Origin of the sequence: Leeuwenhoekiella nanhaiensis (assembly GCF_002744755.1) — a bacterium.
GTDB classification, from domain to species: Bacteria; Bacteroidota; Bacteroidia; order Flavobacteriales; family Flavobacteriaceae; genus Leeuwenhoekiella; species Leeuwenhoekiella nanhaiensis.
The window spans coordinates 85,099-108,620 of the sequence record NZ_KZ319293.1; the positions used below are offsets into that span (position 1 = coordinate 85,099).

At 40.3% G+C, this 23,522-nt stretch carries 15 protein-coding genes; 3 read left to right on the forward strand and 12 right to left on the reverse strand.

The window, feature by feature from the left end; translation table 11 throughout:
- Window positions 1-336: 336 nt before the first annotated feature.
- Window positions 337-2,379 (forward strand): LTA synthase family protein, encoded by a 2,043-nt coding sequence (locus CJ305_RS13185; RefSeq protein ID WP_099646755.1) that lies wholly within the window; start codon window positions 337-339, stop codon window positions 2,377-2,379.
- Window positions 2,380-2,389: 10 nt separating this feature from the next.
- On the opposite strand, the gene CJ305_RS13190 is transcribed toward CJ305_RS13185, so the two are convergent.
- The 12 genes from CJ305_RS13190 to CJ305_RS13245 all read right to left on the reverse strand — a co-directional run bounded on the left by CJ305_RS13190 (window position 2,390) and on the right by CJ305_RS13245 (window position 20,167).
- Entirely contained in the window at window positions 2,390-3,550 is a 1,161-nt protein-coding gene (locus tag CJ305_RS13190; protein WP_099646756.1) for a hypothetical protein, read from the reverse strand.
- A gap of 2 nt (window positions 3,551-3,552) precedes the next feature.
- Window positions 3,553-4,815, reverse strand: coding sequence for a YaiO family outer membrane beta-barrel protein (locus CJ305_RS13195; RefSeq protein WP_099646757.1), 1,263 nt, complete (start codon window positions 4,813-4,815; stop codon window positions 3,553-3,555).
- Between the two features lie 7 nt (window positions 4,816-4,822).
- On the reverse strand, window positions 4,823-6,247 hold the full coding sequence (locus CJ305_RS13200) for a glycosyltransferase family 2 protein (protein ID WP_099646849.1): 1,425 nt from the start codon (window positions 6,245-6,247) through the stop codon (window positions 4,823-4,825).
- Window positions 6,248-6,393: 146 nt separating this feature from the next.
- On the reverse strand, window positions 6,394-7,491 hold the full coding sequence (locus CJ305_RS13205) for a HEAT repeat domain-containing protein (protein WP_099646758.1): 1,098 nt from the start codon (window positions 7,489-7,491) through the stop codon (window positions 6,394-6,396).
- Window positions 7,492-7,571: 80 nt separating this feature from the next.
- Entirely contained in the window at window positions 7,572-7,937 is a 366-nt protein-coding gene (locus CJ305_RS13210; RefSeq protein WP_099646759.1) for a response regulator transcription factor, read from the reverse strand.
- Window positions 7,934-8,653, reverse strand: coding sequence for an Hpt domain-containing protein (locus CJ305_RS13215; protein WP_189319447.1), 720 nt, complete (start codon window positions 8,651-8,653; stop codon window positions 7,934-7,936). The genes CJ305_RS13210 and CJ305_RS13215 overlap by 4 nt, the downstream gene beginning before the upstream one ends.
- Window positions 8,654-8,702: 49 nt before the next feature.
- Entirely contained in the window at window positions 8,703-12,341 is a 3,639-nt protein-coding gene (locus CJ305_RS13220) for a PAS domain-containing hybrid sensor histidine kinase/response regulator (RefSeq protein ID WP_099646761.1), read from the reverse strand.
- A gap of 113 nt (window positions 12,342-12,454) precedes the next feature.
- A complete protein-coding gene (locus CJ305_RS13225) occupies window positions 12,455-13,693 on the reverse strand; it encodes an ATP-binding cassette domain-containing protein (RefSeq protein ID WP_099646762.1) in 1,239 nt (412 codons plus the stop codon).
- Window positions 13,694-13,698: 5 nt separating this feature from the next.
- Complete coding sequence (locus CJ305_RS13230; RefSeq protein WP_099646763.1) at window positions 13,699-14,670, reverse strand: NAD(P)H-quinone oxidoreductase; 972 nt, start codon at window positions 14,668-14,670, stop codon at window positions 13,699-13,701.
- 129 nt (window positions 14,671-14,799) lie between these two features.
- The gene (gene lpdA, locus CJ305_RS13235; protein WP_099646764.1) at window positions 14,800-16,206 is read right to left on the reverse strand and encodes a dihydrolipoyl dehydrogenase; all 1,407 of its coding nucleotides are present in this window, start codon (window positions 16,204-16,206) and stop codon (window positions 14,800-14,802) included.
- Between the two features lie 114 nt (window positions 16,207-16,320).
- Window positions 16,321-17,853, reverse strand: a complete 1,533-nt coding sequence (locus tag CJ305_RS13240; protein WP_099646765.1) for a hypothetical protein — start codon at window positions 17,851-17,853, stop codon at window positions 16,321-16,323.
- Between the two features lie 403 nt (window positions 17,854-18,256).
- Window positions 18,257-20,167, reverse strand: a complete 1,911-nt coding sequence (locus tag CJ305_RS13245; protein WP_099646766.1) for a hypothetical protein — start codon at window positions 20,165-20,167, stop codon at window positions 18,257-18,259.
- Window positions 20,168-20,875: 708 nt separating this feature from the next.
- Here CJ305_RS13245 and CJ305_RS13250 point away from each other — a divergent pair.
- On the forward strand, window positions 20,876-21,613 hold the full coding sequence (locus tag CJ305_RS13250) for a hypothetical protein (RefSeq protein WP_099646767.1): 738 nt from the start codon (window positions 20,876-20,878) through the stop codon (window positions 21,611-21,613).
- 1,176 nt (window positions 21,614-22,789) lie between these two features.
- Window positions 22,790-23,377 (forward strand): hypothetical protein, encoded by a 588-nt coding sequence (locus tag CJ305_RS13255; RefSeq protein ID WP_099646768.1) that lies wholly within the window; start codon window positions 22,790-22,792, stop codon window positions 23,375-23,377.
- Window positions 23,378-23,522 lie beyond the last annotated feature (145 nt).

Genomic DNA, 23,522 nt, shown 5'->3' on the forward strand with positions numbered 1-23,522 from the left:
TCAACACATAATATCTTTGAAGGGTTGATTTTATCGTTGATATACAAGTTAAAAGTAACAGAGTTTGAATATCTGAAATTGAACTTCTAAAGTTTTTAAACACTATTCTGTTCTAGATTTCACTCTTGTGAATTTTAGACAATCACTTAGGGTAAATCAGCAAAGATCAACACTTGAATAATATTATTTCAACATACCCGTGTCACCTTCAATCTAGAGTTAAAATCTGTTTATGCCCTAATAGCTAGTTTTACGGCTGTATGATAAGGTAGTAGCCTGCATTATCGTATTTTTAGAATCGTATTCCAGATCTATTTGATATTAACTGCTTTAATTATGACCAGGACAGCGCCTCTGCACAATAACACCCGTTTTATAGACATCTCTAAAACCGCCCTATCCCAATTTTCAGGTTTTGCACTATTCTTCCTGATTGGCCTGTTTCTATTCCGTATTGTGGAGTTGCTGCTTATTCAGATTTCTCACGGATTGCCATTGAATTTTTTTGACTTACTTTTTAAAAGCTTTGTGATTGATCTTTTATTTTGGGTCGGTATTCTTCCCTTTACGGGCTTACTTTTTTTAAGCCTTAGCCTTCTCAATCAACGCTTTACAAGACTACTTTTTTGCTTTATCACGGTCTTGTTCTTCTGTTTCAACCTCTTCTTTATTTACTATCATAAAGAATCGCTGCTACTTTTGGGCTCAGATTTTTTTGGCTACACCTTCGATGATGTCGCTCAAACGGTAGGTGCTTCCGGAGTATTGTCTTTTCAAAGTCTGTTCCTCTTTTTATTAGTTTTAGGGTTGATCATTGGTGGTATTGTATATCTAGTTCCCAAATTACTTCTTAATTGGAGTGCTTCACTTGTACTGCTTTTAATTGCTGTGGTAATGGTACTTTTTAGCTTTCCAAGTCGGCTTAAGCCAAGGTATACGGAAGACTTCGCCAATAATCTGATCACAAATAAGTCTCAACATTTTTATAAAGAAGCTAGAAATTATTACGCTGGGGATACCTTTAAGCCCGATATTTACGCATCCAATTATTTAGAACTTCTAAATACCCGGCTCGCTCTTCAAAATAGTTTTGATTACCGATATCCGGAATATCCATTTCTACATGATGCAGACACTTCTGATGTACTGGGTAATTTTTTAGAAAAGCGTGACAGTCCTCCCAATCTGGTGTTTATCATTGTAGAGGGATTGGGTAGAGCTTTTACCAATGACGGCGCCTATTTAGGGAACTTCACACCCTTTTTAGATAGCCTGAGCAAGCAAAGTCTTTATTTTAAAAATTTCCTCAGTAACGGAGGGCGTACTTTTGCCGTGTTACCTTCGCTCTTAGGCTCTGAGCCTTTTGCGCAAAATGGTTTTTTGGCATTAGAAGAAAATATGCCAACGCAACTGTCTCTTCTTAACATACTGGGCAAAAACGGATATGAGACTTCCTTCTATTATGGCGGTAATGTATCTTTTGACAATATGGATGGATACCTTCGGCTTAATAAAGTCAAACGTATTCACGGTGAAAATTCCTTCCCTTCCAGTTTTAAAAAACTTCCTGAATTTGCCGGCTACAGCTGGGGATATGGGGATAGGGAACTCTACAGGCATTTTTTGCAAAATGCTCAAACAGACACCTTAAACGCCCCCAGACTTGATGTATTATTAACTGTAACCACCCACAATCCCTTTATGCTGGTCGAGCAGCAGCACTATCTCAATCGCTTTGAGGCTTACCTTAATACTTTGGGGCTCGATCCCGGGCAAAACGATCAACGTAAAAAATTTGCGAAGCAGCTCGGGACCGTTTTATATGCTGATGATGCCCTGAAAGATTTATTTAATAACTACAAAAAAAGAGCAGATTATAAGAATACCATCTTTTTTATAACCGGCGACCATCGAATCCCCGAAATACCATTAAGCACAAAAATTGATCGTTACCATGTACCTTTTGTTGTGTACTCTCCCCTACTCAAACGCACCAAAGAGATTGAAGCCATTTCTTCTCATCTTGATGTAGCGCCCAGTATTTTGAATTATTTGCATAATGCTTATGCCATCCAACTTCCCGATCAGAATGCCTTTTTGGGTAAAGGTCTCGATACGGTTGAAACCTTCAGAAACAAGCATCAGATCCCCATAATGCAAACCAAAACAGACCTGCTTGATTTTGTAATGGAAACCTACCATTTAAACGGCGACCGTTTATATCAGATTTATCCCAATCTTGATGAAGAAGAAATTGTGAACGATGCAAAGAAAGAGGAATTAAAGGCCGCTTTTTCCGATTTTAAACGTCGCAATCGTGAAATCGCCGAGGGCCGAAAGCTGCTTCCGGATAGTATAACAAATAAATATGCTCAATAGTTTTAAAAGCCTAATGAGCACTCACGCCTGAATAAGCTTCTTCCAAGATTTCAGTCAACATGGGTTTGTAAAAATTGAAGAAGAATCCACCCCGGTCTGAAGGTTCCTGCGTATTATAGAAAAAGCTTTTAATCAAATCTATTCCCTTAAAATATGAAGTCGTATAGCCTATTGGGTTATCGCTAAAATCACCGGCCATGTAAAAAAAGGTATAGTCTGCTCCGGAATGACCAACCACAGCAGGGAACACCTCCGGAATATTGTGAGCCGCAAGTTTGCGCTTACCGGAGGCCGTAACAGCCAGATTAAAATCAGCGTAATTCGTGTTAGCCTCAGCATCATTTTGAATAATTTCAAACCAAAAGGGATAAGTTTCCCTTTCAGGCAAGCTCAGGTGTTGCTGACCCTTTTGAGATGCAGTAATAAATGGCAACACCTCCCTTAAATCGACTTCATTTTCAAGAATCACTACAGTTCCCGTTTCGTGCACCAGTACCAGGCCATCCCTCGTAAAATTCCACGTGCCGTTATTTTGACTTTTATAATTCGTAAGCATCCATTGTGGTAATTCCTGATTCTTGGTTTCATCAAGCGAATCAAAATACCTGCCGGTCCAGCCTGTAAATGAAACTTTATACAGAGATTCAAATTCTTCCCGAATAGTCTGTGGCGTGGGGCTCGCAAGACAATTAAATTCGGTAATCACGGGTTTGTGCTTTCTTTTCATAAGCCTTATAAACTCCATATCCTGTTCACTTAACCCCCCATACAGCAACCCTTTTTTAGCATCCGTATATCGTGCGAACCAATCTTGTTTATAAATTCCATAGGCATCGGTGAGATAAAGCAAATCAGCATCATCACTCAAGACATTTAGCGCTTCTTTTGAGAATCGCTCCAAACCTTTAAGGTCATAAAGTGTATCTTCTTGAGGAAAAAAACCAAAATAGTCCCGGTCAATCTGATACCTTATACTTCCTGTTTTTACAAATCGATTGTGATTCAATACCCAGTGAAAGGAACTGTGCTCCTGCCCCTCAGCGCTCATTACCGTTTTATCTATAATGGCAGCAGTATACTGTTTCTTGGGCCAAAAATACCAGGTCGCGAAAGAAATTAGCGGAGCCAGAACAACCCCTAAAAAAATCAGATAAATAATTTTTCTCCCCATGATTAAAAGCGCTTAATATAGCCTAAACTCGCTGAAAATTGAATCCCACGGGTATCTACTGCATATTCCTGATCTTCGATTCCGGTTTCAAAAATCAACACATTAGTACCAGAAAACAACTTCCTATAGGTTAGAAATATATTATTCGACCGAAGTCTGTTTTGTCCCGTACCGTCAAATAAAACACTGTTTGCGCTATTATCAGGAGAAATCCCCACACCGGTGCGTATGCCCAAAAAATCATCTGCACCACCTAAATAGTAACGCACAGTTAATGAAAGTGATTTTGAAAGTTCACCGCTTGTTGGTGTCAGATAGGTACGCAGATTAAACCAGTAATTTTTATAGTATTTACCCACTCCTACGGTATAAATAAACGTGTCATCATCAAAACTTAGGTAACGAAAGCCAGCATCTGCCTCAAATGCTGCCGGAAGATTAGCAAAAAGCGAAAAGCCTCCGCGTAATTTTGGAAAAATACCGCTGTCATTAGATACTCCAAAATTGACGTAAGTATAAAACAAGTCTGAAATTCTGGGATAGGCTTCTATTTCAGCCTGAATTGCATCGTTTCTAAAACGATTGGCATAATTCAATCTCCCGCTCACAGACCCAAGAGCAGTTTGACGCGTATAGTCTATGCCTGCCAAATGCCAGGGAGCATCAAATCGTTTATCAAAGTAAACATACTCATAGGTGACTCCAACGCTATTTTTTGCGGCTGCGGTATTGAGTGCCCGTAACAGACTTCTCGCCTGGGTAAGTTTAGGGTTTTGAGCTAAAAGATTCTGTAACGTGAGAGCAGCAGCTTCATACTCCTTGAGATCTTTTAAGATTTTAGCCTTTAGTAAAATTAGGTCTTCAGAACCTGGATTGTATTCAATCCCGCTGTCAACGATCACCAAAGCTTCCTGAGGTTGGTCGTTCCAGTACTCCAAATTTCCGTAAGCAAAACTCGCATCTTCTCGAGTAGCATCTTTCTCCAAAACCTGCCTAAAGGTATTTCTGGCAAGACTTAAGCTGTCTGAATAGGTATAAATTCTACCCAAAAAAACCTGAATTTCCAGATAGTCCGGACTTTGATCTATGGCTCTTTTTAATAAGCTCACTGCTTTTGGGTAATTGTCTTCTTCAAAAGCGGCATTACGGGCAAGGGTATATAACTCATCTGAAGAAAGGCTGTCTGTCTGTGCCTTAGATTCAATCCCGGTCAAAACAAAAATTAGGAAAAAAATAATTTTAAGAAGTCTAAATAATTTTATCATAGGAGGCTTATTTTTTGGTTGCAGAATTACCCAGTCCTGTACGGGTCATCTGCCCCCAGGATTTTTTACCGCGTAATAAATCAATATTTCCTTTCACAGCTGCCCACATCACAATAGGATGATAAAGCAAAGGCTCTAACAATGCTGTTCGCATAAGCTGAAACATGTACTTCGGCTTTTTATATTGCTGAAAGGAATATTCTTCAAAGTAAATCGCAGTTATTGAAAACAGAACAGAAAAGGAATAGATCACCAGAAAGAAAATGGAGAACACCGTCAGATTGACTTTCCCAAACAAAATCAAAATGATAAAGAACAGAATTCCTATAAATTCAAAAATAGGCGCTAACCACTCAAAAAACATCCAATACGGTGTACTGAGCAATCCCAACACGCCATACTTAGGATTAAAAAGCATTTTTTTATGCTTCATCAGGGTTTCTATAGTCCCGCGTGCCCAACGGTTACGCTGTCTCATTAAAATTTGTTTGTTTTCAGGAACCTCAGTCCAGCACAGGGGATCTGGCACAAAGCCCACGGTATAGGGAATATTCTGCTCGCGCATAATGCGGCGCATGCGCACCAGAAGTTCCATGTCTTCTCCTACCGTAGTATGATCATAACCCCCGGCTTCGATTACGGTTTTTTTATCAAACATCCCAAAAGCCCCCGAAATCAGCAACAAGCCATCAACCCGGGACCAGGCCATTCTGCCCATCAAAAAGGCTCTGAAATATTCCAGAATCTGAGCACGTGCAATGAACGTTCCCGGAAGTCGCACTTCAAGAATGCGCCCGTCTTCAATCACGCAGTTATTAGCAACACGAATAATTCCACCACTGGCGATAACTCGTCTGGTGTCGTTTAAAAAGGGTCTGATTAATTTCAATAGCGCGTTACGTTCCAGAATACAGTCTACATCAATACAACAAATGAGATCATGATTGCAGCAATTGATCCCGGTGTTCAGCGCATCGGCCTTGCCGCCATTTTCCTTATCAATAACCCGAAGATTTCGGTACGCCTTGATTTTTGATTTGTAGATCCCCCTCACTTTTTTAGTAGGAATATGATGGTAATGCACCAATTCTTCGGGCTCGAGCTGAAAGGTATCGATCATTTTCTGCAGCGATCCATCCTTACTTCCGTCATTAATAATTACAATTTCAAAAGAAGGGTAGTTAAGTGTAAGTAAAGACCGAATGTTTTCAACCACATTAGCCTCCTCATTGTAGGCCGGTGCAAGAACTGAGATGGAAGGCAGATTGGCCGACTGTAAAAGCGCCACTTCGTCCTGAAAGTTATTTTTACGCTTGTAATCTCTGATCTCTATGATTGAAAAAAAGGCCGAAAAAATATAGCCTGAGATTATGATCAGTCCATAGACTAAAAACAGAATACTAAAAAGCTGTATTATTTCCTGAATGCCGATGCTCAAGACGTGTTTTTCAAAGAAAGATAAAGAACTTCCGTTAAAACGGAAGCGGGTTTTTGAATAAGCTTTGTGATCTCAATAAGATTTAACAGTAGCAGACTTATTTGGCCGGTCTGTTACTTGCTTTGGGTTCTCAATTACGACTAGGCGCCCTGAAGCAATCTGAGTGAATAGTCTTTATACTCCTCCCAATCTTCCGTAATGGTATCCAGATCAATAAGTTTCTGTACCGGTATTTCGTCTTCAAAAGAAGATGCGATTTTATAATAGTCAATCTGAAGATTTTCCTCTTCCTTACTAATACAACCCACTAAAGTACGTAAATCTTTGGCGGTGCCTATTCGTTCAATAGCATAAAGTATGGCTCTTTTATTTGCCGGAGTTTCAAAGGGAAAATTCGCAGACATGAGCTGTAAGGCATCAGGAACTTCCATAATCTTTAACGAATTTATGGCTTGTGCCCGCACCGCTGCTTCTGTGTGATCTAAGGCTTCAATTAATAACGGAATGTTTTGGAACTGATTAAAGCTCACTACCATTTTGATGCAAAAAACAACTACACTGCTTTTTTCGTGATTGAACCATCTGGCAAAATCAGGTACTTCCAGGTCAAAGTTTTTGAGGCTATTTTCAATAAATACCTGCTGCCATAGGGTTAACTCCTGATCCAGATCGTCCAGGAAACCAAGTGGATTTTCTTTTGAGGTATTTAAAAAATAGAGCATTGCCTGTTGTCTCAGCTCTACTTTTTTAGATTTTATAAGTGGTGCCACCAATTCCTGAGGCACGCTAATTCCTAACTTGGAAAAAGCATAAAGCGCACGAACTTGTTTAAACCAGGCTTTTTTCTTGAGATCCTTAAGTAAAAATGCATACAAACCCAAACCGTAAAACAATTCTTTAATAGCTTCTGAAGACTCACCTTTTAGATTTTCATCAAAAATTAGAGTTTGTTTGATAGCCAGCTTATGATCAAAGGAGGTCTTTAGGTGTCTAAACTTAAAATCACCGAGTTGTGAAGCCTTTTCAAAATCTTCGTCAAAAAGAAAGTGATTATAAAAATCAATGAGTTTTACATCAAACTTTATACGATAGGCCTCTCTGCGGTTTTTTACGATGCGTAAAACAAGCACAAGCGCTATAAATAATAGCGTTAGGATCAGAAAGGAAATACTGAGCGTGAGATTGACCTTTAAAATATAGGGCCAGTTCTCTAACTCTTTTAATGAGTTAAGTTGCATGATTGTAATAAATTGAGACTTGGGGAAGTCGGTTTTTATTTATGAAATTCTTCTATATCTAATTTGTTTTAATTTTAAAATTAAACTTTAGCCAGAGTACGCTTTACTCGTAGCGACAATTCATTAGGACTAAATGGTTTTGTGATGAAATCATCTACTCCCAGCGTAAATGCCTCGGTTATGATATCTTCCTGAGTGGAAGTTGACAAAACAATTACCGGAATATTGGGGTATTCTGTTTTAATAAACTCAATGATTTCATTTCCCGAGATAAACGGAAGCATTAAATCAGTAAGAATTAAATCAAAATGACCTTCGCTCAGCAACTTCATGGCCGTTCTTCCATCTTCGGCCACCACTACGTCATAACCGTCTTTCTTAAGCTTAAACTCAAGTGACTTGACGACCATGGGATTATCTTCAATTACCAGTATTTTTCTATTCATGATAAATTCTGTTCCTGTGAAAAATCGTTTTTAAGTTGCTTCTCAACCTGAACGTATTCTTCTTCTAAATCTTCTACATAACTCTTAAAATCGGCTGGTTTTGCGTGATGCGCTAAAAAGTTACAAAGCTCTGCTCCCCGCGTATTTAAAATCATTTCAAAAGAGGGCTTGATATTATGTGCAAGTTCCGCAACTGCCTGATAATCCTTCGATGCCAATACTTTTTTCATCTCTTCGATTCTGGGAGCAACGGTATCCATGAAAATCTGAATACTTTGTTCTATAAAAACCAGATCTCCGTCTGAAAGCTCTTTTAAATAGTCTAGCGAATACAGTGATTCTACGGCTGTGTTTTTTTCTGTTAAAAGAGCTTCAACTTTTTCAAATTCGTCCCTATCAAAAGGTTTTTTTAGTACCCCATAAACACCGAGGTCGGTTTCAAATTGCTCTTTATCAACAGAACATACAAATACCTTGCCTTTAAAATGCAACTCGTCAATTAAATAATTAAGCGTTTGAGCAGCTCCCATGGGTTTTGCGAACTCATCAATTACCAAAACATCAACGGGTTTACTTTCTTTAATATGCTGTATGGCCCCCATCGCTGAATTAAAGTTTATGACCAGAAAATTATCCCTGTCAAAATGTTCATTAAACAGGCTCTGTGCATCGCGATCAGCATCAATAAAGAGAATATGTTTTAAAGTTGAATTCAAGTTTGTAGGGTTTGTTTTAGGTTTTCTTGAAAGTTCGTTGATTTTAAAATTAGGAGACAACCTTTTGTTCCTCAGCATTTTTGGTTGATACAGCTTTTACCAGACATTTTTTGAGATCCTCAAGCACAATAGGTTTTGCGATGTAATCGTCCATATCCTGTTCCAGACAGCGCTCGCGTTCTCCCTTAATGGCCCGTGCCGTAAGTGCGATTATGGGCGTGCGCTTTGCGGAATCACGCTCCAATTTGCGTATTTCCTCGGTCGCTTCAAAACCGCTCATAACCGGCATCTGAACATCCATAAGAATAAAATCTATGGCATTTTCTTTAAATGCATCTACAGCTTCCTGACCATTATCTGCCTCAATTATTTTTGCAGCAGGAATAACTTTAGCCAGTATGGTACGGGTTAGAAACTTATTAACCGGATTATCTTCAGCAAAAAGCACGGTTATCTCTAAATTGGTCAGATCAACTTCTTCTTTTTGTTCTTTTTTATCAGATAATGGGGTTTTCTGAGGCTGCTCTAAAGACCCCAGATACTCCATCAATTGATCGCGTAATACGGGCTTAACAATTTTGTGATCAATGTCCAGGTCCTTACTTTTCTGTGCTATTTCCTGATCGTGACCCGAGCTGTGCATCAATAGCATTGCAAGTTGAGACTTACTAATCTTAAGTTCATTACGCAAATGACTTATCAAATCTAGACCATTCAAATACGGCATATGAAAATCAATAATCGCAAGGTCAAATTGGGTGTCCCGCTCTAATATTTCGATGGCATCGATTCCGTTAGAAACCAAAGTAGTCTCAATATTCCGGTCCTTAAGCATTTCATCTAAAATGATGCGGTTATTTTTATTATCATCAACAACCAGAACCCGCTTAAGCGAACGTTTAAATGCAGGTTTAACCTCTACATTTTCAACAGAATTAAAATCTACTTCAAAAGAAAAGGTTGTTCCCACGCCCAGTTCGCTGCTTACCTTGAGATTACTTTTCATCAAACCAAGCAGTTTATTGCTTATCGTAAGTCCTAAACCGGTACCGCCATACTTGCGTGTAGTGGAAGAATCTTCCTGATCAAAAGCCCTGAATATTTTCTTAAGATTTTGTGGAGCTATACCAATACCGGTATCACGAAGCGAAAATAAATACCTTGTTTTACCGGATTTATCTACTTTACCCAGCTGCTCCACCTTAAGTTCGATTTCCCCCTTATGGGTAAATTTCACCGCATTACTAATCAGGTTAATGAGTATTTGACGAAGGCGCAGCCCATCTGCCATCACAAAATTATCAAACTCGTTGGGTAGGTTGAGCAGAATCTCCAGTCCCTTTTTATGGGCAGCCTGCTTAACCATTTCTACCGTGCGTCCGCATACATCTACGATGTCAATACGCTCGTGACTCAATTCGAGCTTACCCGCTTCAATTTTTGAAAAATCCAGGATATCATTAATTAGATCAAGTAAAGAAACCGCTGAAGAATACGCTGTCTCCGCATATTGCGCCTGATTTTCATTTAATGGTGTTTTAAGTAGCAAATCAGTAAAACCAATTACTCCATTGAGTGGAGTACGTATTTCGTGGCTCATATTAGCCAAAAACTCTGATTTTGATTTACTTGCGGCTTCGGCTTTTAGTTTTGAACGCCTTAGCGACTCTTCCATCTCTTTAAGACTGCTGATGTCTGTAGCTATACCCAGATATCCCTTTAAGCGTCCTTTTTCATCATGAACACCTGAGGTGATAAGTTGCCCAGCAAACTTTCTGCCGTCTTTACGTACATAGGTCCATTCAGTAGGGTTACGATCTCCCATACGATAAGCGTAGGTAAATATCTGATCTGTATTTAGTTTCGTATCATATTTGAGCTCCAAACGCTTCTTATAATCTATAATTTCGTCCTCAACATGGAAAATCTTGGGAGTCTGTTTACCCACAACATCCTCTGCGGGATATCCCAATAGATTTTCCGCCCCCTTATTGAATTTTCTAATGACGTGATTGAGGTCTGTCTCTATAATAATCACTTCGGAAGTGGCATCAAGCAAAACCTGCATATCGTTTAAACTGCGCTGCAATTCTTTCTTGGCCTTGATATTTTCGGTCATATCTACCACCTGACCTATTAAGGAAGATATGTGCCCATTTTCATCATACAAAGCTGAGACTGTGAGAAAACAGTGTACGAGTTGCCCGTTTTTATGTACATACCGCTTCTCAATCTGATAGGAATCTATCTTTTTATTGAGAATCTCTGAGAAGAATTTAATGTCGTTATCTCGGTCTTCCTCGTGGGTGATTTGGGCCAAACTCAGCTCCCACAACTCTTCTTGCGTATAACCAACCATTTGGGCCAGATTATTATTAACCAAAACCCAATCTCCGTGGAGGTCTACAACTGCCATCCCGTTAGGTGAATTTTCAAAAACACGCTTAAATCGGGCAGCACTTTTTTGAGCCAAAATTTCTAATTTCTTTTGCTGGGTAATGTCTTCAACCTGAGTGATGACCAGATTATTTGCTAAATGCGCATCTTTTACGATAGAGCTTGACATGCTGCACCATATCACGCGACCTGAGGAATGATAACATTCCACATCCATCTTATAGCTGTCAATTTCTCCGGCAATAAGAGCTCTGCGCTTTTCTCTGGCCTCTTCCAAATATTCCGGTTTTATAACATCTGCAAAAGTATAATTGAGCACTTCTTCTTCGGTAAGCGACTGTAACCCAAAAATGTTAACCGCTGCTTTATTAACCATGAAAAGTTCTGTGGTATTTTTAACCAAAACAATACCTACGGCCGAATTATCAAAAATCTCTTTAAAACGCAGCTCTGCGTCCTGTCTTGCAAATTCCTGATTCTTAGCCTCTGTTATATCCTGAAAAGCACCATAAACCCGCAAACACTTACCGTCCTTCATTTCAGCCTTTGCGACACTGCGTACCCATTTCTCGGAACCGTCGGCACAAACAAGGATAAATTCATCATCATAAGGCTCTCCTTTCTCAACAGCATTCTGAAAACATTGCGTTATCTTTTCCCGGCTCCAGCCTTCTTTAAAAAAATTAATGGCCTCATCAAGCTGTGGCCGGTAATCGGCGGGTACTTCGTGAATTTTATTGATGTAGGGCGTCCAGGTAATTTTTTGTTTGACAAGGTCTACTTCCCAGCCTCCTACACGAGCCAGCTCATTGCTTTCTTCATAAATTTCAGAAAACGAACGCAGACGCTTTATTTTACTTTCGTAGAGCTCAATCTGCGCATTTTTACTGAATTTTCGTGTAAATTTCAGTATCAGATGAGACGATTCATGTTCCTCTTCAATAACCAGGGCGTTAGCCTTTACCACTAGAGGTGTACCATCTGCCCGTAAGAAAGAAAATAAATACTTCTTTTTTAAATTATCGCCCTCATTTACCGTTTTTAAGATCTCAGCCAGGGTATATCTACCCGGTACACCAAGAACACTATTCCATTTTTCATCTATTTCGTCATCAGGAATAGCATCATATTTAAGAATGGAAAAAAGGCTTTTGGTTATATAAAAATCTTGGGGGCTATCTAAACGGCAGTAGTAAATGCCGTGATAGGGAGTATCGCTAAGCCATTGAAATACTGTTTCGTTAGAACCTACAAGGTTTTGAAATGATTTCCTAAGGGTAGTTTTAGACATCGCTAAACTCGTTTAAGTTGGGTCTTACGAATATAAAACATTTAATCTATTAAAAAATGTATTTCATCGATATAATCGATATTTTAACACTTTTAATCGAAATATACCGCGTTTTAACCTGTTAAAGATATCCTCTCCTGTCCTGTAGAGCCTTTTTCACCTTTTGTTAGGTGAAACTTCTTAGACACCTCAAGACCAGGCTCCGTGCGGTGCGACACAAATAGTATCGCCACATCAGAACCGCTGCTTAGTGTATTAATAAGACTTACAACCAGAGCTGCATCAGCGTCACCTAATGCAAAGGTTGGTTCATCTAAAATAAGAAGTGGCGGATTTTTAATCATCGCCCGGGCAATAAGCACCAGACGCTTAGCTACTTCACTAAGGTCTCTAAACCGTTTTGTTGCTTTATCCTGCAGCCCTATAAGCTCTATCCATTCTTCAGCTATTTTACGTTCCAGAGTGGTAGGACGTTTATATAAGCCCACGCTATCGTATATGCCGCCGATTATCATATCAGAAACGCTATGCATCCCATCAAAACGCTCGGTAAGAACTGGGGTGACATAGCCTATTTTCTTTTTAATTTCCCAGACGCTTTCTCCACTTCCTTTTTTGGAACCAAAGATATACAGCTCTTTGCCATAGCCCTTTACACTATCGCCGGTAATCATAGAAAGTAAAGTCGTTTTACCCGAACCATTTACTCCGGTAAGCTGCCAGGATTCCCCCCTTTTTACCTGCCAGTTAATATGTTGCAAAACCGGTTTTTCTCCAAAAGCGACCGAAATATCCCGAAAATCAATAAGTACCTCGGAAAGATTGTAATAGGTGACCAAAGCTTTTGGGATGGGTTTTTGGGATATTTTATGTTGAAAGAACTTTGCTTTTTCTAAAGTTCGCCCTTTTACGAAGCGTCCGTCTTTCCAATGAAGCGCCATGTTGCAAAAAGCCAAAATATCTTCGCTTCGGGTATAGAACTGTATGATTGTGGTTGTTTCAGCCAGAACTTTAAATTGCTCTTTTATGTGAGCTACGGTTTCAGCATCTAAACCATCAAAAGGATGATCGAGTATTATAAAATCAGGATTCTGGGCAAGTTGGTAATTTAAAAGCAGCTTTTTACGCTCCCCGGTAGACTTGGTGAGCAGGCTCTCTTCACCGGATGTCAGTACTTTTTCGCCCAGACGGTATTCCAGATCCAGATATTTTTGTAAGGTATATTCTGAAAACAAATAACCCTTTTCACCTGCTTCATCTTGCAGCCATTCCTCCTCCAGAAGCCCAACCAGGTCTGGCTTCCTGAGGTTCCCTTTAGTGCTGTTAAATGCGTAATGTGTTCTTGAAACCATCTAACCTAAACTTCTAAAACCAGTTTACCTATGTGTGTACTGCTTTCCATCAGCTCATGTGCTTTGGCGGCTTCAGCCAGAGGGAAGGTTTTATCTATAAAAACCCGAATAGCGCCCGATTCAAGCAGCGGCCAAATATGACTCTTCAAATCCTTGGCTATTTTCTCTTTAACTGCAACAGGCTGTGGTTTAAGAAGGCTTCCGGTAAGGATCAACTGTTTACTCATCAGCATCCATAAATCAATTTGAGGCTTTAATCCATTCATACCGTTTATGTGTACCAAACGCCCTTTTTGAGCAAGCAAGCTCATGTTTTTAAGGGTATAATCGCCCCCAACCATATCGAGAATTACATGGATCTTTTCCTCTTTATAAACTTCCTGAAAATCTTCTTTCTTGTAATTGATTACCCGGGCTAACTGGTGTTCCTTAATAAAACGCAGCTTTTCGTCTGACCCCACAGTAGTAAACGTGTTCAATCCTAAAGCTTTGGCCATTTGCAAACCCATAATTCCGATACCGCTGGTGCCGCCGTGAATGAGCAAACCTTCGCCGCGTTTGGCTTCTGCCTGTATAAACACATTAAACCACACGGTAAAAAGGACCTCCGGCAAAGCCGCGGCTTCCACAAAACTAAATCCGTCAGGCACCGGAAGACACAAACGCGCATCTACACAGATCTCTGTTGCGTAGCCCCCACCGGCTACCAGAGCACAAACCGCATCCCCCTTCCGGAAACCGGATACATCTGAAGCGGTCTCGAGAATTACACCGGCAACCTCAAGGCCGGGAATGGTAGCCTTTTTGGTCTGACCCCCATAAGCATCGGGATTCTTACGCGTTAAAATATCGCTTCGGTTTAGCCCTGCCGCATTAATGGCAATGCGTACCTGCCCCGCTTTAAGCTGCGGAGTTTCGGTTTCTTTTAGGTGCAATACTTCGGGCCCTCCGGCTTCTGTTATAATTACGGCTTTCAAATTGTTTTATTTTTATTGCTATTGCTATTGCTATTGCTATTGCTATTGCTATTGCTATTGCTATTGCTATTTAAAAAATAAAGCCCTTAATCAGGAATGAAGAAGGGCTTTTAAAGATTTCGTTACAGCTTAAACGTGTAATGCGCGATCAGCGGTTGCTGCCAGAGCAGCCTCTTTTACCGCTTCGGCATAAGTAGGATGCGAATGCGACATACGGGAAATGTCTTCGGCACTGGCACGGAATTCCATCGCGGTTACCGCTTCAGCAATTAAATCTGCCACACGTGCACCCACCATATGAACTCCTAAGACCTCATCGGTTTTCTTATCGGCCAGGATTTTTACAAATCCATCAATATCACCGGAAGCTCTGGAACGTCCCAGTGCACGCATCGGGAACTGCCCTGACTTGTATGCTACTCCTTCCTCCTTCAACTGCTCTTCCGTTTTACCAACAGATGCAACTTCAGGCCAGGTATAAACCACCCCGGGAATTAAATTGTAATCGATATGTGGCTTTTGACCGGCAATGGTTTCGGCTACAAAAACACCTTCCTCTTCAGCCTTATGTGCCAGCATCGCACCGCGCACCACATCGCCGATAGCGTAAATATTAGAAACTTCGGTTTGCAAGTGATCATTCACAGCTACACGGCCACGATCGTCGGTTTTGAGACCGGCGGCTTCCAGGTTTAATCCGTAGGTGTAGGCTTTTCGACCTACAGAAACCAGCACATAATCTCCTTTGAATTCAACCTCCTGATCTTTCTTATCGGTAGCGGTAACCACTACCTCATCCCCATTGCGGCTTACGCCGTTTACTTTGTGAGACAGGTAAAATTTAACACCCTGTTTTTTCATCACTTTAGTAAGCTCTTTACTCTGGGCGCTATCCATTGTCGGGATAATACGATCCATATATTCTACCACGCTTACTTCCGCACCCAGACGCTTATATACCTGCCCAAGCTCGAGCCCGATAACACCACCGCCTATGACGATCATGTGTTTTGGAATTTCGGTAAGTTTTAAGGCTTCGGTTGAAGTAATGATACGCTCTTTATCGATCTCAATAAAGGGAAGGCTTGAAGGTTTACTCCCGGTTGCTATGATGATATGCTTAGCTTCGATCTCCACATCATCCCCTTCCGCAACAGCGATATGAATATGCGTTTTATCTTTAAAGCTACCCACACCCTGATAGGTGTCAATTTCATTTTTATTCATCAAAAACTCAATCCCTTTAGTAGTTTGCTCTACTACCGAAGCTTTACGGGACATCATTTTCTCCAGATTGATTTTTACCTCACCCGGAATCTCGATACCGTGTTCTTCAAAATGCTTAACGGCATCTTCGTAATGATGGGAAGAATCTAAAAGGGCTTTAGAAGGAATACAGCCTACATTAAGACAGGTACCTCCCATGGTGGCATATTTTTCGATAATTGCGGTCTTAAGACCCAGTTGCGCGCAGCGAATGGCAGCCACATAACCTCCGGGACCGGAACCAATGACTGCAACGTCGTATGTACTCATAATGTTACGTTCAAAATTTGAGTATCAAAGGTACGATGTTGAAATGCTTTGAGCAATTAATGTAAAGCCCAATTCAATTGCACAAGTAAACTAATAAATTGGAGTAAATAAAAGTCATAACGAACGTACCAGTTCGATATTAAAATTTGAATTTTCAAGCACAATCAAATTACGATTGCCATTGTCTTTACTTACATATATACCAACCCCTGCGTTACCGGAATAGGTTATCAAAACCGATTTTGTTGCAGTTGCCGGTTGACCTGAAAAAGTGGGAATAAGAGTAATACTGCCAGCGGGAATAAGATTGTTACCATTGTACAGGCGAATCTCCACGGGCGTAGTAGTTCCTCCTGAAGTTCCTGATTTAATTAAGCTTACTGAATAGGTTATACGGTATATCCCATTGCCTGCCGGAAAGGCATCCGCGTTATTAAATACTATTCCTTCTGGAGTAATCGTATTTACGTTAAATGGAATTTTTACCAAATTACTATTCCCTACCGTAAAATCATAATTCAAATACCGATCTCCATATCGCGTTACAGGTTTTACCTCCTGCCAGGTTGCATTACCATCGTCATCCGTAGTAAGCACCCTGCCGTTAAGCTGATTTCCGTCAACATATCTTAACGTACCGTCAACCTGAAGTTTTGCGGTTGGGTTTGAGGTACCAATACCTACTTTAGTAGCGGCATACGCATCAACCGTAGTATTGGTCGTGTTACCCAGAATAATGGTATTGTCAACAGCCGTTTGTGCGGGACCTATTGCAACGGCGTTTTGATGACTGGAAACAGCCCTATATCCCAGCGCTGTTGAATTATTATTAGTTGCCTGACTTTCATTTCCTAGTGCCAAGGTATTATTTGAGGTAGATAGAGCTCCGTTTCCAAAGGCGAATGAACCGGTAGCTCCAGATCTGGCAGCAGCACCTATAGCATACGAATTCGTTCCCTGGGCTCTTGACGATTCACCAATTGCATATGCGCTGGTACCTGAAGCGTTAGAACTTTGTCCCAGAGCGTAACTTTTATTTTGTGATGAAGCGGAACCCTCACCCAGGGCGTATGCATTACTTCCAGAGGCATTTGCTCCTTTTCCAAAGGCATAATTACTGGTGTTACCTGCTGAAGCGCTTTCGCCGATAGCAAAAGCCTGATTGGCACTGGAAGAAGCACCTAAACCTAGAGCTACTCCACCATTAGGTTGCAATCTCCCTATTTGTTGATTATTAAGCTTGAGATACAGATCATGATAGCTGGTAGTTCCCAAAAAAGTAGAACCATCATTTGCGCGGTCATTTAAATTGTTTCCATTGAGCGCCCAGCCTGAAGCACTACCGGCACCTGAACCTGCCTTTGCACTAATCCAAAGGCTGCCATTCCAATAATATAAACCCGGGGTCACATCATTTACCGTTGCGAGATTATAAACCAGCAATCCCTCTGCTGGACTGGTTACCGGCGCTGTATTGCTTGTCGCGACCAGATTTAAGCGCGGAATTAATAATCCACGGTTTGAAGAAGATAAATCTAAAATGCTGGAATTATCGGGCGAGGTGGTACCAATACCTACCTGTGAGAATGCATAAATGGGAATCAGGAATACTAAGAGAAAACTTAGGTTTTGTAATTTTTTAATCATGTCTGGGGTTCTAAGATTGATTGTGTTAGTAATGTTATTTCAACACTTCGCACACACTTACGTAGTAAACCCAGAGCTGGTTTAGAAAAAAAATAATTTAAGGTTTATTTAACAGCGCAATCCATTATTAATAATTATTTAAAATTTAATATAATTTACAATATTCAAAAATCATCTGAATCAAACTCAAATTTGTTGGATACAGAGCTATGGTAGATAAATGAAATTTATTTACATTAGAATTATATCAAGTTACAATTTCAGTAATTGCCTTTAATTAATACTGGCACACAAACTTCACGGCTGAAGCCAAATTATGGTGCGATCTCAAATTCAAACTGTAAAGAGTTTGAGCATATAGCACATTAAAACGCTATTAGTTTTACCCCAGAAATTATAGAACTTAATCGATTAATTCTATACTTAACGATGTTCCCTGTAAGACTTCGAGATCATCCCACTCATCATTATCATCTGTATCAATGGTTTCCATATATAAATCAAAGCCCCTATATGTATTATTAATATTAACTAGAAATGATTTTGTAATTGTAACATACTCAGAATCATTGTTAAAATCAACGAAAGAAGAACTGTTTCCTAATTCAGTACCATATTCAGCTACATAGAATTTTAAAAATCCATTATCCCGGCGTCGGTAAAGATTGATTGTATATGTAAATTTATATACACCGGTCACTTCACGTGTCTGTATTCTAGTATTTGAAAGACTATTCAATCCCTTATTAGGTCCTGTCTCTCCAAAAGAAACGACACGCCTTCGAGTATCAATATCAGACAATCTGTAACCCGCACCCACATAAATCTCCCCATACACATCTGTACCGCCAGTACCACCAGCAAGAGTTTGCCAGGTGGCATTACCATTGGCGTCTGAAGTTAAGACTTTACCCGTATCCTGATTCCCATCAACATATCTAAAACTGTTTTCCAAATGGAATCGTGCCTGCGGGTTATTGGTGCCTATACCTACATTAGCATTACTTCCTAAAATAAGGGTATTAGCATTGGGTGCAGAGGCATTAAAGCCAATAGCTGCAGAATTTTGGCCGGAAGCCTGTGCATTATACCCAATAGCTAAGCTTCGATAACCCGTGGCATCGGAATCGGCCCCAACAGCTATCGATTCATTCTGCTGCGTACCCGCATTATTTCCGATCGCTATGGAGTTTTGACTGGTTGCTGTCGTACCATTACCAAAAGCAATGGCATTATTGGCTGAGCTTTGGGCATTAAGGCCAATGGCAATATTTTGAAAGTTTGAAACGGAATTTTTACCTATGGCAATAGATTCATTGCCATTTGCATCGGCATTATAACCCAGGGCTACCGCATCCTGATTAGCCTCACTCGAATAGCCAATGGCTACTGAATTGTTTGAGATTACATCAGAATCACTGCCTAAAGCGATTCCTCCTTCAGGACTAAAGCGTCCAATTTGTCGGTTATTAACTTTCAGAAATAAATCATTGTATGTAGTTGAGCCCAGAAACGTAGAGCCGTCATTAGTGACCCCATTTAGATTATTACCTGTTAGCAACCAGCCCGATCCCGAACCGGAGGTTGCGGCCGGTGTTTGCCAGCTAACAGTACCATTGGCATCTGAGGTCAAAACCTTACCGCTTGCCTGATTCCCATCTTCAAACCGAAAACTACCGGAAAGATGGAATTTGGCCTGAGGATTACTGGTACCTATGCCCACATTTTGATTTACACCACTTAAAATTACTGTATTTTGGCGGTCTGCAACAGCATTTGTCCCTATTGCGAAGGCATCAGCAGCGCTGGTAGTTGCACCAGAACCTAAGGCATAACTTCTGGAACCATTTGTTGCTGCTCCATTTCCAATTGCAAAACTACTCATGGCAGTTGCACTTGAATTTAGACCAAATCCTACTGCTCCATTTGGTCTTAAAAATCCAATGGTTTTATTCTCGGCTTTAAATACCAGAGGTACATCGTTCAGGGTTCCTATAAAGCTGTTTGCTCCTGCATAATTACCCTGTAATTGCCAGCCCAAATCTACCCAGGCTGAACCATCGTAAAATACAAAGCCTTCAGAGATCGTGCTGGTAGCAGCCGTATTGTAAACAATAAGACCCTTTACAGGACTGGCAATCGTAGCCGCATCATCGGCACCGGTGAGCGCCATTCGAGGTATTAGTAATCCGGCATGATCAGACTGAATATCTAAAATAGCCGCTGGATTCGGATCAGTAGTACCTATACCCACCTGGGCGTAATTCGTTAAAAAAAAGCAAAGAAAAAATAGGACGAATAAATTCGTTTTCATAGGGGTTGGTTTGGGGAACTAAGTAGATTTCCTACGTTAGGTTATGTTTTTACAAGTGCAATAATACTATTAAAAACGTTAAATGCTAGCACTAAATCGATAAAGTACACAGCTAACCCCCTCATAAATTGTATGTTATAAATTAAAAAAACACTAGTAATCAGCATAGTTTATAGGTTTTGTTTAACATTCTCAGCATTTAAATAAACAAAACTCAGGTTTAGCCTGCCAAAAATGATTTTTTCGTAAAAATTACAGTATTCCCATTTTTTTAAGTTAAATACCGGATTCCTCCCAATTCAGCACCTTTAATAGTGTACTATTTTTCCAAAAATCAGATTATAAACCTAAAATCATAAATCTAAGATTGGGCTTAGGCCGCCACTATTTCAGCTCTATACGTTTCTGATGCGCTCTGCCAGACTCTGAAAACAGAATATATGCACATTGATCTGGACTGATCTTGTCTAAATCGCTACGAATTGAAAAAAACGTTTGTTTGGGACAACCTACTTTTTTTCTAAAAAACAGACCGCTTTGCATAACCCTGTTTAGAAATTATGTACTTTAGATCTATTCACGGCCCCGCCCTACCCGGCCCACATTCACCCCACAGTGAGTCCACACTGAACCCACACTTTGCCACACTTTGTGTGGAGCTAAGGTGGAAGCAGTCTGGAACCAATTTTAACTTAACAGTATCCTGCAATGGCAAAATTAGATCCTAAAAATGGGCTGGTAGGCAGTATAGGCCAGCTGGTATTTCGAAGGGTAAACGGTGAAACCGTAGTACAGGGAAAGCCCGAAAAAACGGGAAGGCCTCCTTCCGGGCGTTCCAAAGAAACCGCTACCGATTTTGGGCGCGCTTCTCAAACCACCAGTAGGCTTATGGGAGGGCTTCGCCCTTTTATAGGCAATATGTACGATTCCCAGTTTTTTAACCGCTTTCGCAAAGCGGTGTACCAGGGGATGAAAATGAATAACACCTTGCCTCAGGGCAGTTTTGATCTGTGGCAGGGCGAACCCACCGTATTGGAAGGTTTGGAAGCCGACCTGAAAAATCAGTATTCGCAATACGTGCAAATGCGCGGATTGCAGCTCAACCTCAAAGCGGGTACTTTGGAAATTAGCGTACCCGAATTTAAAGCCGATAACCACCTCTCCTGGCCGGTAAAGGCTAGTGAAGCCGAACTGGGGTACTGGATCAGCGTTTACGAATCCCAAACCTACCAGGTGCTGCGACACGAATTCTTTCGTATTCCCATTCCTCATAAAACGCAAAGGATTCCTGCAACCCATTATACCGCAACCGCATTGCCTGCAGAGGCCCTGCTTTTGGTTACGGCGGGAGTGTTGTACTATACCGCAGACTTTCGGATGGGGAAGGTATGTATGAATTCAAAAGCTTTTAATCCCACGCAGGTGCTGAAGGTGTTTAGGACGTAATCTTTTTAAGTTTAAATTTAATTGCCTCACCTGGCAGGGTAATTTGAGATTACCACGCTTTAGCAATCGTTTTTATTTGAGGCCATAAACTCCAGATGGTTGTTAGCTATTCGCTTCTATAGAATGTTCTGTTCTTTTTTACATCGCCCTAAAGAGAACCAAAAAAGTCTAGGCTTATTTTTACATCCTTGAAAACTACGCAAAACCCTTATCGTGCGGATGACAAACCGCTGCGCTGGGCCATCCTCCACTCCCAACGCCGCGTCTTTTGCTTGTTTTACTACAGATGTAAAAAGTATGCCGTTCTAGCATTCCTCCTTCAAATATTAAACATAACTTAAAAAGAAAGCAGAAAAACATCCCTCCAAACCTCCCTTCAAAGGGAGGCTTTAAGTTCAGCGAAAACACTCCCTTCCATTGAAGGAAGGGCTGGGGATGGATGTTACCTGAAACGCTCTTCAATTTATAATATAAGCCTGTCGAGCAGTCTGGTTTATTGGGAATGTCATTTGGAGCGTGTCACACTGAGCGCAGTCGAAGTGAAGTCGAAGTGAAGTCGAGAAGCTCTTGGGAGTCTAATGTTGTATCGAGAAGTACTCTTAGTTAAAAACTTGCTGGAGCGGGATTATTTATTTGAACTCGTGAAGCTCCTAATGTCGATTTGCATTGCCCAACCTTCGACAAAGTACTCCGTTCAGGTAAAAGAAAAAAAAAAAACGCCAAGCTTAAAAGACCATCTCTAAATTTAGCAACGAAATTTTCTAAACTATCCTGCGGGTCAAACAGCAGAAAATAACCAGCACAGCAGTCTGGGCTTTTCGGTAGAATAGTCCACGACTATTTTTAAACGCTCAGCCCTAAATTTTACAAGATCTTTTCTATATACCCATTTTTTTAATTCCAGTATCCAAAATGGATAAGTTAAAACCATTTAAGATAATTCTATCAAAAAAATTAGTCTTAAATTTGCACATTCCATAATTTTTATACGATATTAACTGATATTTACGTTAAAATATAGTATATATTCTATTTACTCGATAGTCCAAATTTAAATACTCCAAGGCTTGTCTCGTTTATAGTGTTCAGTCAAATACCTCGCAGGCTTACCCCAAAGTAGTTTACTTACACGTTTAAAACGATCTCAAAATCCTGATTTCTATAAAAGTAAAATGCATGTACACACTAAGGAATATTTCACTGGGTATGGTTTTATTATTTTTTTCTTGCGAAAAAAATAATGAGCAAAATCCAACTGAAAGTGCGAAAGAGTTGTTCATAACTACTGTTACGTACACCCTTACCCCGGAAGGAGAAGGCACTATTTTGAGTTCAAGTTGTTATGATAGTGATGGTTTTGATGGCCGGTTTGTTAGTGACTGTACACTATCAGGAGTTGGAGAATATAATACAACTTATCTTGGTTCAGTACGCTTTCTAAATGAAAACGTAGAACCAGCTGAAGACTATACAGAGTATATAATTGAAAATGGTTTGCACTATCAGGTGCTTTTCGGCTCCTATCGTGAAGAAAATCGTTTTACCTATGAATATTTACCCCCATTTGATGCCAATGGAGACCCCATAGGGATCAATTTTAAAATATATACTAGCAATGAAGACTGTGTATTAAGAAACCTGAGTCTAGATATGAGTGGTACCCTGAAAGCAATATCACGAAAAGGAAAAGGCCTCGGAGGAGAAATATATACAGGTGGAATTATTGCAAATGGAGGTATGAACATTGGCTGTAACCCTGATTAAATCACATAAGACTAAGCTTCTACATCCATTCGTTGGAGTTCTTGAAACTCCAAAGTCTATCTTGGGAGTTTTATTTCTATGTAATCCAGTGTTCTTTTTTAGCTCAACTATACTATTCTATGAGATCATTTAAATATCCTAAAGT